The sequence below is a fragment of the Flavobacterium sp. AK-345 genome, from assembly GCF_058310175.1.
In genome coordinates this window covers 1-13,130 of record NZ_JBZEER010000007.1, presented here as the reverse complement: position 1 = coordinate 13,130, position 13,130 = coordinate 1, and the positions used below count along the sequence as shown (strand labels likewise).

12 protein-coding genes are annotated in these 13,130 nt (G+C 33.4%); 6 read left to right on the top strand and 6 right to left on the bottom strand.

What is annotated here, in order from left to right; translation table 11 throughout:
• Nucleotides 1-20: 20 nt before the first annotated feature.
• Together cobU and AC4FQ3_RS13705 are read right to left on the bottom strand one after the other, a co-directional pair.
• On the bottom strand, nucleotides 21-533 hold the full coding sequence (gene cobU / locus AC4FQ3_RS13710) for a bifunctional adenosylcobinamide kinase/adenosylcobinamide-phosphate guanylyltransferase (protein ID WP_491182205.1): 513 nt from the start codon (nucleotides 531-533) through the stop codon (nucleotides 21-23).
• A gap of 180 nt (nucleotides 534-713) precedes the next feature.
• Nucleotides 714-1,076: a C1orf53 family protein gene (locus AC4FQ3_RS13705; protein ID WP_073396567.1), complete on the bottom strand. Its 363-nt coding sequence runs from the start codon at nucleotides 1,074-1,076 to the stop codon at nucleotides 714-716.
• 171 nt (nucleotides 1,077-1,247) lie between these two features.
• On the opposite strand from AC4FQ3_RS13705, the gene AC4FQ3_RS13700 reads away from it, so the two are divergent.
• From AC4FQ3_RS13700 to AC4FQ3_RS13690, 3 genes are all read left to right on the top strand, one after another.
• Nucleotides 1,248-2,390, top strand: a complete 1,143-nt coding sequence (locus AC4FQ3_RS13700) for an ABC transporter substrate-binding protein (RefSeq protein WP_491182204.1) — start codon at nucleotides 1,248-1,250, stop codon at nucleotides 2,388-2,390.
• Nucleotides 2,391-2,395: 5 nt separating this feature from the next.
• Entirely contained in the window at nucleotides 2,396-3,424 is a 1,029-nt protein-coding gene (locus AC4FQ3_RS13695; RefSeq protein ID WP_491182203.1) for an iron chelate uptake ABC transporter family permease subunit, read from the top strand.
• A 112-nt stretch (nucleotides 3,425-3,536) separates the two neighbouring features.
• On the top strand, nucleotides 3,537-4,313 hold the full coding sequence (locus AC4FQ3_RS13690; RefSeq protein WP_491182202.1) for an ABC transporter ATP-binding protein: 777 nt from the start codon (nucleotides 3,537-3,539) through the stop codon (nucleotides 4,311-4,313).
• 102 nt (nucleotides 4,314-4,415) lie between these two features.
• On the opposite strand, the gene AC4FQ3_RS13685 is transcribed toward AC4FQ3_RS13690, so the two are convergent.
• A complete protein-coding gene (locus AC4FQ3_RS13685) occupies nucleotides 4,416-4,871 on the bottom strand; it encodes a tRNA (cytidine(34)-2'-O)-methyltransferase (RefSeq protein ID WP_042567322.1) in 456 nt (151 codons plus the stop codon).
• Nucleotides 4,872-4,920: 49 nt separating this feature from the next.
• Entirely contained in the window at nucleotides 4,921-5,502 is a 582-nt protein-coding gene (locus tag AC4FQ3_RS13680; RefSeq protein ID WP_471732625.1) for a pseudouridine synthase, read from the bottom strand.
• 113 nt (nucleotides 5,503-5,615) lie between these two features.
• Here AC4FQ3_RS13680 and AC4FQ3_RS13675 point away from each other — a divergent pair, with 113 nt between their 5' ends.
• The 3 genes from AC4FQ3_RS13675 to AC4FQ3_RS13665 all read left to right on the top strand — a co-directional run bounded on the left by AC4FQ3_RS13675 (nucleotide 5,616) and on the right by AC4FQ3_RS13665 (nucleotide 10,649).
• The gene (locus AC4FQ3_RS13675; RefSeq protein WP_491182201.1) at nucleotides 5,616-6,011 is read left to right on the top strand and encodes a hypothetical protein; all 396 of its coding nucleotides are present in this window, start codon (nucleotides 5,616-5,618) and stop codon (nucleotides 6,009-6,011) included.
• Nucleotides 6,012-6,162: 151 nt separating this feature from the next.
• Nucleotides 6,163-6,915 carry an SDR family NAD(P)-dependent oxidoreductase gene (locus tag AC4FQ3_RS13670; RefSeq protein WP_073396583.1) on the top strand — a complete coding sequence of 251 codons (753 nt, stop codon included), beginning with the start codon at nucleotides 6,163-6,165 and terminating at the stop codon, nucleotides 6,913-6,915.
• 371 nt (nucleotides 6,916-7,286) lie between these two features.
• Nucleotides 7,287-10,649, top strand: coding sequence for a choice-of-anchor J domain-containing protein (locus AC4FQ3_RS13665; protein WP_491182200.1), 3,363 nt, complete (start codon nucleotides 7,287-7,289; stop codon nucleotides 10,647-10,649).
• Nucleotides 10,650-10,705: 56 nt separating this feature from the next.
• On the opposite strand, the gene AC4FQ3_RS13660 is transcribed toward AC4FQ3_RS13665, so the two are convergent.
• Nucleotides 10,706-11,233, bottom strand: a complete 528-nt coding sequence (locus tag AC4FQ3_RS13660; RefSeq protein WP_491182199.1) for a MepB family protein — start codon at nucleotides 11,231-11,233, stop codon at nucleotides 10,706-10,708.
• A gap of 53 nt (nucleotides 11,234-11,286) precedes the next feature.
• Nucleotides 11,287-13,130: hypothetical protein (locus tag AC4FQ3_RS13655; protein ID WP_491182198.1), on the bottom strand; the 1,844-nt coding region annotated here is incomplete at its 5' end.

Sequence of the window (13,130 nt, the reverse complement as noted above, 5' to 3'; positions counted from 1 at the left end):
TTGGAATTTATTTTTAGAAATTATAACCCCTTAATCCTGACCGGAATTCCGGAAACCATCAAAATAACTTCATCTGCTTTTGATGCCAAAAACTGATTCATCCAGCCTTGCAGTTCTGTAAATTTTCTGCCAATGTGAGTTTCTGCATGAACGCCCATTCCAATTTCATTGGTTACAATAATAAATATTGTATTTTCCTGACTGGCAATCGAAAGGAATTCTTTTTTGGCTTCTTCGAGACTTAAATTTACATCATAATTAGTGTCGACAAAAAAGTTCGTCAGCCAAAGCGTAACGCAATCAATCAGCGCCACTTTTCCTGAAAAATCAATTTCACTAATATGTTTTTCTTTTTCGATATTGGTCCAGCGTTCGTCGCGTTCTTGTTGATGGCGATCAATTCTACTTTGAAAATCAACATCCCATTTTCTGGCTGTTGCTACATAAATTGGAGATTCGGAAAGCTGCAAAGCCAGATTTTGCGCGTAAGTGCTTTTTCCTGATCGTTCGCCGCCGGTAATTAAGTAGATCATTTTTTAAATTATGAGTTGTAAGTTTTGAGTTATGAATTATTGTGGCGTTACCCAAGGGTCGGGCTATACGCTTTATCTTTTATTTTTTTAAAGAAAAAAAATAAAAGGATGCCGCTTCTATCCCTAACGCAAAAGACCAATTAGAATTTTAAGAAATGAATACGAACTAACAATTTATAATTAATAGGGGCAATGCCGACAGTTGTTACCACAGCAATTTCCTCTTTTTAAATGAAACCACGTTGTAAAAACATAATTGCCATTTTCAATATAAAAATCAACATCCTCGATTAGTTTTTCGGTTTTTGGTAAAGATAGTGCTTTATTTTGTAGTGCTTTTTGGGGAGTCATAGTTTCAATATAAGCGTCTATTTTGTCAATACAAGCTTCTTTAAAGCAATCTGGGCAGAGGCAATCTCCTCCATCAGAAAGATTAAAAATAGGAGGGTAGTCGTTACACCAACATTTGTTTTCAACAGAAATATCTCCGCAACTAAATGCGGAGTCGCAACTCGAGCAAATTTTGGTTTTTGTGGTATTCATAATAGTAGGTAAAGATAAATTTGGTTTTTGTAAGAATAAAGGTAAATAAAAAAAATATAAATTGCGTTACCTTTGCTCTTATTGAAAAATTTAAATTGTGAATCGCCATGAATCAAATTTGAATGATAATAAGCAATAACGATACCATATTTCAAAATATATAACCTACATATGAAACATTTATTTCCAAAAACTATTTTTGTTTTATCATTTTTTCTTCTGGTTGGATGTAAAAAAAATGAAGCTCCGGAGATCGTAAAAACTGAAATTCCCCAAAATAGCATAGAGTTTGCTTCCGCACTTTCAATTGTAAAACACGAAGGGTATTCTGTAGTTACGGTTATAGAGCCATGGCCAAATGCGAATACAAAATTCACTTATATTTTAAAAGAGAAAGAAGCAAAAGTTCCGGATAGTCTGCAAAAATATACCACAATAAAAGTGCCTTTAGAATCTGTTGTTGTTACATCAACTACAAATATTCCGTTTTTGGAAATGCTTGATGTTGAAGACAAATTAGTAGGTTTTCCTCATACCGATTATGTTTCTTCAGAAAAAACAAGAGTTTTGATTGATAAAGGTTCAGTAAAAAATGTGGGACAAAATGAAAAATTGAATATCGAGCAATTAATAGAATTGTCTCCGGATTTGATTATAACTTTTGGAGTAGATAACAACAACCCAATGTTGGATAATTTGAAAAAAAGCGGTTTAAATGTTTTTATTCAGGCCGATTGGATGGAACAATCTCCGCTTGGAAAAGCAGAATGGATTAAACTTTACGGTGCATTGTTTGGCAAGGAAGATAAGGCCAAAGAATTGTTTGATAAAATTGTTGAAAGCTATAATCAGGCAAAAAAATTAGTGGCAGATCAGCCGGCAACTTCAACCGTTATGTATGGTTCTATGTATGAAGATGTTTGGTATGTAGCCAAAGGAAATAGCTGGGTTGCACAATTCATGAATGATGCCCATGCCAATTATTTATGGGCCGATTTAAAAGGAAGCGGAAGTGAAGGTTTATCTTTTGAAAAAGTATTAGACAAAGCCAAAACTGCTAATTTCTGGATTGCTTCAGGCTCATTTAAAACATTGGATGAATTCGGAAAAAGTAATCCGCATTACACACAATTTGATGCTTTTACTTCTAAAAACGTATATACTTTTGAAGGTAAATTTGGAGCAACTGGCGGAACAGTTTATTATGAATTGGCACCAAGCCGACCAGATTTAGTTTTAAAAGATTATATCAAAATTTTTCACCCTGATTTATTGCCAAGCTACGAATTTACCTTTGCCTCTAAACTAAATTAAGATCATTGATAAATTCAAAGCGAAATATAATTCTGTTTTTTGTACTTGGTTTAGTGCTGTTATTTATGTTTTTTCTGGACATAAGTTTAGGATCAATTACAATTCCGTTTAAAGAAGTATATACCAGTTTAACAGGTGGACAAGCCAGTAAATCAACTTGGGAATATATCATTATTAATTACCGTTTACCAAAAGCTATAACAGCCTTTTTGGTTGGTGTAGGATTGTCGATAAGTGGTTTGTTAATGCAGACATTATTCAGAAATCCGTTAGCCGGACCAGATGTTTTGGGTTTAAGTTCCGGAGCCATTTTAGCTGTTGCGATTGTTATTTTGGGTGCGGGATTATTACCGTCTTTTTTAAATGCAATTTTATTATCACCATACGGAATCGTGCTTGCCTCCACATTAGGCAGTGTTTCTGTTTTACTTTTGGTTTTATTGGTTGCACAGCGATTGCGAAATACAATGGCAATTTTAATTGTCGGACTCATGTTTGGTAGTTTTACAAGTGCAATTGTGGGTGTTTTGACTTATTTTAGTTCGGCAGAACAATTGCAGAAATTTACATTTTGGTCGTTGGGAAGTTTAGGAAACCTTTCCTGGACATCAATTTCTGTTTTAACCGTTTGTGTTGGTTTTGGTTTGCTTTTAAGTGCCGGAAGTATTAAACCATTAAACGCTTTGCTTTTAGGTGAAAATTATGCCAAAAGCATGGGTTTGAATTACAAAAAAGCCCAGCTAATCATCATATTTGCGACAAGTATACTGGCAGGAAGTATTACAGCTTTTGCAGGTCCGATTGCTTTTATTGGTCTCGCGGTGCCACATATTGCAAAACTTACTTTTCAAACTAGTAATCACGCCGTTTTATATTGGAGCACGCTTTTTTATGGCGGAATAATTATGTTGTTCTGTGATATCGCTTCGCAATTACCAGGATTAGAGACCACTTTGCCAATTAATGCAATTACCTCAATAATTGGTGCTCCGGTTGTAGTCTGGTTGTTAATGCGAAAAAGAAATTTTCAGTAAATTATTTGGAACACGGATTACGCGGATTAAACGGATTTACGCAGATCATTTTAATCTATGTGAAAAAAACTTAGCAACTTAGTATCTCAGAACCTTAGCACCTTTAAAAAAAATGAGTACAATTCTATCAACTTCAAATCTAAATATTGGTTATAAAACCAAGAAAGCAACTGTGACTATTGCCGAAAATTTAAATTTGAATTTATCCTCAGGAAAACTAATCTCTTTGATTGGTGCAAACGGAATTGGAAAATCAACGTTATTGCGAACTATCACAGGAATTCAACAGCCATTATCCGGACATGTTTCTCTAAATGATAAAAATATAAATACTTACAAACCTTTAGAATTAGCACAAAATCTAAGTTTGGTTTTAACAGAAAAATTACCGCCAAGTAACCTTTCTGTTTTTGAACTTGTTGCTTTAGGAAGACAGCCCTATACGAATTGGATTGGAACTTTGACCCAAACAGATATTGAGAAAGTCCAAGAAGCCATGCAATTGACTCAAATCGAACATTTATCTGCAAAAAGGCATTACGAAATTAGTGACGGACAATTACAAAAGGTTTTAATTGCGAGGGCTTTGGCACAAGATACTCCGTTGATTATTCTTGACGAACCTACAACACATCTTGATTTGTTGCATAAAGTTTCGCTTTTTAAATTATTGAAAAAGCTAACACACGAAACTCAAAAATGTATTTTATTTTCTACGCACGATATAGATCTGGCGATTCAATTGAGTGATGAAATGATTATTATGACGCCGGAAACTGTAGTTCAGGATCAGCCTTGCAATTTAATTTCCAACGGAAGTTTTGCTACTTTGTTTAAAGATGAGCATATTATTTTTGATGCTGAGAAAGGGAAGTTTATTGTAACTTGATCGGTTTTCCTGCAAGGTTTTCAAAACCTTGTAGGTATAAAATTTAAAGGTTGTAAAAAACGCAATACCTACAAGGTTTTGAAAACCTTGCAGGAAAGTAGATTATTTCTTCAATCCAATTTGTCTTTTAGCTTCTCCAACCACAAAAGCTACAGAATTTGCAATATTGAAACTACGTATTAATTTCGACATTGGAATCGTTAAATGATTTTCGAAACGAGCCAAAACTTCTTTGCTTAAACCAACGCTTTCTTTTCCAAAAACCAACCAGTCACCGTCTTGAAATTCAGTTTCCAAATACGATTTTTCAGCATGAGAACTCATTAAAAACACACGTGATTGATCTGGAATCTGCGCAATCCATTCTTCTATATTTTGATATTCGGTTACATCGAGATGAACCCAGTAATCCAAACCTGAACGTTTGAGGTTTTTATCGTTTATAACAAAACCAAAAGGATGAATTAAATGTAGTCGGCTTTCGGTTCCCACACATAATCTTCCAATATTTCCCGTATTATTTGGTATTTCCGGTTCGACAAGAACAACGTTTAGCATTATCGTTTATTTGTTAATTTGTTTAATCGTTTATTTGGGAATCTAATTCTCAAATTGACACATTATCTAATTTAAAATCGGGAACTTCTAAAACTTCTCCGGCTTTTAGGTTTTGCAAATATACATTTCCTATTCTAACCCGAACTAATCTAAGAGTTGGAAAACCAACGGCCGCAGTCATTTTTCGAACCTGACGAAATTTGCCTTCATTTACAGTAATTGAAGCCCAGGAAGTTGGTCCATGTCTCTCATCTCTGATTTTTTTTGCTCTTGGTCCAAAATCCGGAATTTCGGTAACGATAAATGCAGAGCAAGGTTTTGTTGTGTATTTTCCACCTTCAAAACCAATTTCAACGCCTTTTTGCAATTGTTCGATCGCTTCAGTAGTTATTATTCCATCAACTTGTACATAGTATTCTTTGTCTACTTTTTTGCTTCTTATTTGCTCGCTGACTTTTCCGTCGGTAGTTAGCAAAAGCAATCCTTCAGAATCTTCGTCTAAACGTCCAATTGCCATAGTTCCTTCTGGAAAATCGTGCAATTCGCCTAGGAGTTTTTTCTTTCTTTTCAATTCATAAATAAATTGACTCAAATAACCATAAGGCTTAAAAAGAATAAAGTGTTGATGCATGTTTTATTTTTTGCAAAGATAGTTTTGTTTCATCTTCATTAAAAATAATACGGGAATAAACTAAAAGCAATGTTAAACCATTTAGTTTTAAAATTTAGAATTCGTAATATTATATGAGAACTTTAAAAAAGAATGATATGGGAACTAATGATTTAGGCTCTAAAAAAATAAATGGAGTACAAAAAAATATAGACGAATCTAAAGGAAAAAATATTTCGCACGATGGAAAAGCCGACGATGCCAATTTGAAAAAAGAAGTTGTAGCAGATCAGGACGGAAACAAAAAAGTAGTAGAAAGAGCGCGAAATGAAAATGAAGACATCAAAAAAGTCAAAGGCGATGTAGATCCAAATAATGCCAATGCAAACCGTGGAGTTTCATCTGAAGAAGAAGCAAAAAAAACAGTTGAAAACAAAGACCGAAATTCTGATATTACGCCAAATCGTTATCCTAATTCAGATCCCGAAAGCCATGAAGACCGAGGCAATATGAAATTAGATGAAGATTAATACTAAGAAAAAAAAGGATGATTTACATGATTTTAATATGAAATAACATTTGATTGTGATAAAGTCTTAATCTTATTGTAAACCTTGGTTTTGTTATGGTCAGCGGTTAAGATCTTCGTAAATTGTTGCTATAAATTTAAATTTTAAGAATATGTCACTTTTAGAAAACAAAGTAGCTTTTGTATCAGGTGGTGGTTCAGGAATTGGACGCGCTGTTGCAGAATCTTACGCTCGAGAAGGAGCAAAAGTAGTAGTTTCGGATATTAATGTTGAACATGGGGAAGAAACTGTAAAAGTTATAAAAGATGCCGGAGGAGAAGCCTTTTTTGTAAAAGGCGATTCGTCCAGCGCAATCGACAACAAGCACATGGTTGAAGTAGCGGTTTCAAAATACGGCCGACTTGATATTGCATGTAACAATGCAGGAATGGGCGGACCTGCAAAACCAACCGGAGAATACGAGCCGGAGGCTTGGGATAAAGTAATCGCTTTAAATTTAAGTGGTGTATTTTATGCCTGTCGTTATCAATTAGAACAAATGGAGAAAAACGGCGGTGGAAGTATAGTAAATATTGCTTCTATTCACGGTCAGGTTGCGGCACCATTAAGTCCGGCATATACAGCATCAAAACATGGAGTTGTTGGTTTAACTAAAAATATTGCTGCCGAATATGCACAAAAAAATATTCGTTGCAACGCTGTTGGTCCGGGTTATATAGAAACAGCTTTATTGAAAGATAATCTGAATAAAGAGGCGATGACTGCCATTGCTGCAAAAGCTCCAATGAACCGTTTAGGAACTGCCGAAGAAATAGCGGAACTTGTTACTTTTTTAAGTTCTGAAAAATCTTCTTTCACAACCGGAAGTTATATTATTGCCGATGGTGGATATACGGCGATTTAAAAATCAGTTTTTATATTATTAGGAAGCTGTCTGAAATTCAGGCAGCTTTTTTTATTTGCTAAATTTTAAATTAAAAGCTAATTTTCTTATTAAAAATAAGTGGTTTTAGAGAATAATACAAAAGTAAAAAAGTTGTGTTTACTTACAGAATACCCAATGAATATATGAATAGTTTGATCTTTGGTGCTTTATGTTTATAAATAACCTTACAATTTGTTTAAGTTATTGCAATATTCTCTTAACTTTAAAAACTTAAATTTGATCTCTAAAACCCTATTTTTAATCATATGAAAAACATTTACTCATTACGTCATTTAATGACTTTTTTAAGTTTTTTTTGTTGCTTTTCGGTCAATCTTTTCGCTCAAACTATGCCAGAGCCGCAACCTTTGCCTTATTCGCAAAATTTTAGCGGATTGTTAGCAACTGATACAGCTTACCCAGCTGGATTTCAGGGTTGGCTAGCAAGTTCAGCAGGTGCCAGTGAATATACAGTAACAGGTACATTGCCGGCTGCACCTGACAGGAATTTATTCGCTAGTAGCTCAGCCAGCACGTCTAGTGGAAATATTCATAATTATAATGGTAAAATTGGATTTTTAAATGGAGGACAAAATCTTGATTTAACAATTGTTTTTGCTTTCAAAAGTACAAATCAAACTGGTATTAAAGTTAAGTATGATGCTATGGTAATTCGTAATCCATATCAGGGAACTAATACTCGTATTAATGAAATGTCTTTGCAATACAGAGTTGGAGAATCAGGTGATTTCAAAACTTTACCATCAACAGCATATTTAAGTACAAATGCTGTACAAACAGATTCAGGAAATACTACGCCACAAAACCCGTTACTAATAAATGTAACATTGCCTGCAGAATGTGATAATCAGCCTATTGTTCAAATACGTTGGATATCAAGACAAGTTTCAGGAAGTGGTTCAAGACCTTCTTTTGCAATTGATAATATCGATATTAGAAGTGATATTGTTGCTCCTGTAAACATTGCAGGTTATCCAAAAACATCTAATATTCGGGGAGAGGGTTTTGATTTTATCAATAAAATAGATGAAATTGGCAAAACCTATTATGTTCTCTTGCCGGCAGGAAGTTCAGAACCTACAATTACTCAAATAAAAGCAGGTCAGGATGTAACAGGAACAGCCGCTTTACAATCGGGAGTTTTAGATATAACAAATGCATCTCAGGAATATGTAAAAACTTTTACGGGTTTAAATCTTAGCACAGCATATTCTGTTTTCTCTGTTTCTGAAGATCCTTATGGAAATATTCAGTCAACAGTAACTAAAGTAGATGCTACAACTTCAAATGTTCCAACACCAACTATAGTTGCAACAGTTTCTGTACTGGATTTGGGATTTTTAGAACCAAATTATACTTCAGATAGTTTTAGTTATCAAATTTCGGCTTCAAATCTAACGGCTGATGTTGTGGTAACATCGACCGTATCAAATTTTACTATTTCTAAAGATAATAATACATTTTCATCTTCTATAACATTTGCTGCTGCTGATTTTGCTTTGAATGCATCTCAAACTGTTTATGTAAAATTTTTACCAGATGCAACCGGTCTGTTTTCGGGACAAATAACACATGAATCAACGGGCGCAATGAACAAAATTGTTGCTTTATCCGGAACAGGAATTAACCCTTATATACAAGGTTTTAACGATGCAAATGTTTTAGCAAATAGCGGCTGGAAACAATATAATACTTCTGGAACAACAAATAAATGGTCATATACAAATAGTGCCAGAAACGTAAACTCAGGATCAGGAGCTGTTTTAATGAATGGTTTTTCGGATAATGGTCCAAGCAAAGACTGGCTAATTTCACCAAAACTCCATTTAGATACTTTTACACAATATGCTTTACTGTCTTTTTACTCTCGTAAATTTTATGCCGGACCAAATTTAAAATTATTGGTTTCTACAAATTATGACGGAATAAGCAATCCGGAATTGGCAACATGGACAGAAATTGAGGGTAAATTTCCAACTATAACCGGAACTTACACACAGTCGCAATTTATAGATTTAAGCGATTATAAAACTCCGAATACTTATGTTGCCTGGGTTTATGAAACTACAGCCGGAGGAACAAATAATGCTGCCGAATGGTCATTAGACGATGTTGCAATTACGGATGAAGCTAGTTTTGTAGATTCCAATCCTGTTTTAGATTTTGGCGATGCAAACCCAAATACAATTTCTGCAAGTTTGTCATTTAGTTTTAAATCAAATGGTTATGGCGATATAACACTTACAGCTCCTGCAGATTTTCAATTGTCTTTGGATAACGTTACATTTCAATCAAGTGTTTTAGTGAATGCAACAGATGCTTCAAATACAAAAACGATTTATGCGAGATTTACGCCTTCTTCAAAAGCATTAGCAATTTCAGGAACTGTAACAATTTCGGGAACTTCATTAAACAAACAAATTGGTTTGTTTACAGGTTCTTCTATACCAAAAGCAGATACTTTTGATGTTGTAACATATAACCTTGAGTTTTTTGGTACGGATGTAAGAGATGAAAAAAATGTTGAATTTGGTCCAACGAATGATGATTTACAAATTGAGAATGTTGCCAAAGTAATGAACAAATTAAATGCAGATGTTTATGTAGTTCAGGAAGTTTCTGATGATCCTTCTATTGATAAGTTGATTGCAAAAATAAATATCAACGGAAAAACATTCGACAAAACAATTTCACCAACATGGTCGTATTCGTTTGAAACAACACCTAGTCCATATTTTCCGCCTCAAAAATTAGTAGTTCTTTATAATACACAAACCACTACCGTAAAAAAGACTCGTGTTATGTTTCAGGAATTGTATGATGAAATACAAGCAGGAACAAAAACTTTACCTAATTATCCTGTAGCGGTAAAAGATCCGCCTGCAAATCCAAGTGCGAGTTTCTTCTCATCAGGTCGTTTGCCTTATATGGTAACTGTAGAAACAAATATTGGCGGAATCAAAAAAGAGATTAAACTGATTGATATTCACGCCCGTGCAAACAGCGGAAGTGATATTTTGAGATACAACATGCGTAAATATGATGCAGAATTATTAAGAGATAGCCTAGTTACGCATTATCCAGATGCTAATTTGATTCTTTTAGGCGATTTTAATGATGACGTAAAAGCATCAGTTATTACTCCAAATCCTTCTTCTTATGAAGCATTTGTAAATGATAAAGTTAATTTCGACGTCTTAACTTTAGGAATTAGTCAGGCTGGCGCTTCTAGTTTTTTAAGTTCCGGAGGATTTTTGGATCACATTGTTATTTCTAATGAATTATCAGATGAATATATTGATAAATCAATTGCTGTGTATGATCCGCGAAGTGATATTCAGGACTATACCAACACCACTTCAGATCACGGACCTGTAATTGCGCGTTTTGAATTGAAGGAAGATGTTTTATCTACAATTGATTTTGATGCTAAAAAAGGTTTTGCACAAGCATATCCAAATCCGGCAACTGATGTTGTAAATATTGTAGTAAAAACAACTGATGATAGAAACTTAAAATTAAAGCTTTATGACATTTCAGGGCGTTTAGTTGGAGGTCCGATTGAAATAAAAGGTTCGCAGGATAGTAATATTACCGCAGTTCAGGTAAGTAATTTACGATCTGGAATTTATGTTTATACCTTAAGCGAAAACAATAAAGTTATTTTTAAAGATAAGATTATAAAGAAATAATCACAATAACCAGTAATTTAAAAGGCTGTCTGAATTTCAGACAGCCTTTTTGTATTTTATAAAAGCAGTAATTTTTTGATTTTATCCAAATCTGTTTTCGGGGATATTTCACAGAAATAATCCAATTGCCATTTTTGCGTTTTTTGAGCTTGTTTGCTCGAAGTTTCGTCCCAGGGCGGATAAACTCTCGTGGCGCGTATTCCTTCCTTTGCAGCAGTCGAAAAAATTCCCTTTTGTAGCAAAATTGATTTCGGGAAAATAAATTGACCTGATAAATCATTTTTTATAACACTTACAATCACAAAATCAATAGCATCAGAAAAATCAAAAGGTTCAATAATTCCGGTTTTATTTCGTTTCCATAAAGTTACAAATTGCCCTGTTTTTGTAGGCGTAATTTTTGCCGTTCTAAATTTAATATTACGGCCTTCAATTTGAAAATCGTATGCATTATAATCCTGACTTTCTGCTTCTGGTTGAGGTTCAGTACATTCAAAATTACAATAATCATAAACCAATTCTTTGGCAATAATTAAATCGTTAGGGAATAGTTTTGTGTTGATCCAGTTATTTTTGATTGCCATTTAAGAATGCTAATTTGTTGTTATTTTTCTTGAAAAGTACAACAAAAAGAAGCTTAAAATGAAACATTCAAACCAAAATTTAACCCCCATTGAAATTGGTTGAAAGATTGTTCGCTTAAAGGATTTATATAATAATTCATAGCAGGCTCAACAAAAACATTTGTTTTTTTATAAATGCGATATTGTACAGTAGTGCTTAACAGTGAACCATATACATAATCGTTTGCGTTTACATTTTCACCAATAGAACTTCCATTTAAAGCCATATCGTTTGAAATTAATTTACCTACAAAGCCACCGGTATTCAAACTAATATTAGTTTTGTTTTTATTAAAAATAGAATATGAAACCTCTAATGGTACCTCAAGATATCTTAAATTCTGATCCAGTTTTCCTTTTTCGACATTATCACTTTTTAAGGCCATTATTGTATTAGTAGGTACAAATATATAATTAGCATTATTTGTAATATGAGAAGTAGCTACCGTTGCATTTTGGTTGAAATAATCGCTTGAAGTCAAAAAAGCATTTGTAGTTCTCATATAAGAAACATTGGCAATACTCTGACCCAATTCATTGAATTTTACACCAGAACTTACAGCCCACTTTTTATTGATTTTATATTTCGTTTTTACACCGTAACTGTTACTTTGCTTAGAATCGTTTACGTTGCCTAAAGTTTTTTCATTTTTATAATTTTCAGAATTGGCAACTCCGGCAAAAACTTCCACAGCCCATTTTTCATTTTTAGCAATAGCCTTGTCTTCTTTTTCTTTTTTAGTTTCAGGAGTTACAGCAACAATACCTTTTTCTAAATTTTGAAGTTCAGCCAATTGAACAGAATCTTGTTTACTCAATGCATCACCAAATTTTGAAGTGCTTTTTTGATTATCAGCAATAGTCTTTTCGTTTGTTATGATTTCGTTTTTAAATCCTTTTGTGGCCGTATTTGTTTTTTGATCTTTATTTAATGCTGAATTAAAAGGATTTGAAGCCACATTGTTCGCGTTTTTTAAATTCAGTTTATCTTCGAAAATAGAAGAAGGCGTTTGATTTTTAGAACCAGAATTAATGGAATTTGTTTTATTCGGAACAACTGATTTTTCGGCTACATCCTGATTAGCTTTTGCATTTTCAATATTTGAAAACTGATTTTTAGAACCAGAATTAAAGGTATTTGTTTTATTTGGAACAATTGAGTTTTCCGCTACAGCCTGATTTGTTTTCGCTTTTTCTTTATTCGAAAATTGATTTTCAACATCTTTATTAAACGAATTTGTTTTATTCAAAAGAACTGATTTTTCGGCTACAGCCTGATTTGCTTTTGCATTTTCAATATTTGAAAACTGATTTTTAGAACCAGAATTAATGGAATTTGTTTTATTCGGAACAACTGATTTTTCAGCTACAGCCTGATTTGCTTTTGCATTTTCAATATTTGAATACTGATTTTTAGAACCAGAATTAAAGGTGTTTGTTTTATTAGGAACGACTGATTTTTCGGCTACAGCCTGATTTGCTTTTACTTTTTCAGTATTTGGTGTTTGAAATTTAGAAGGCGAATTAAATGTATTTTCATTATTCGGAACAAGAGATTTTCCGGCTACAGCCTGATTTGAATTTCTTTTTTCAGAATTTAATGTTTCAGCTTTAGAAGCGGTATTAAAGCCATTCTCATTATTTGGGGCAAATGATTTTTCGGCTACTGCCTGATTTGGTTTATTTACTTCTAAATTTGATTTTCCATTTAAAACACCTTCTTTATTGCTTTTGTTTTTGGTGTTTATAGAACTAACTGTCGTTTTTTGATTTTGATTGATTTTAGAAGGATCTGATATGCTTTTTGTTTCTTTTTCAGATGAGTTTCCAAGCGCAACAGCGTTTTCTGCACTTTTTA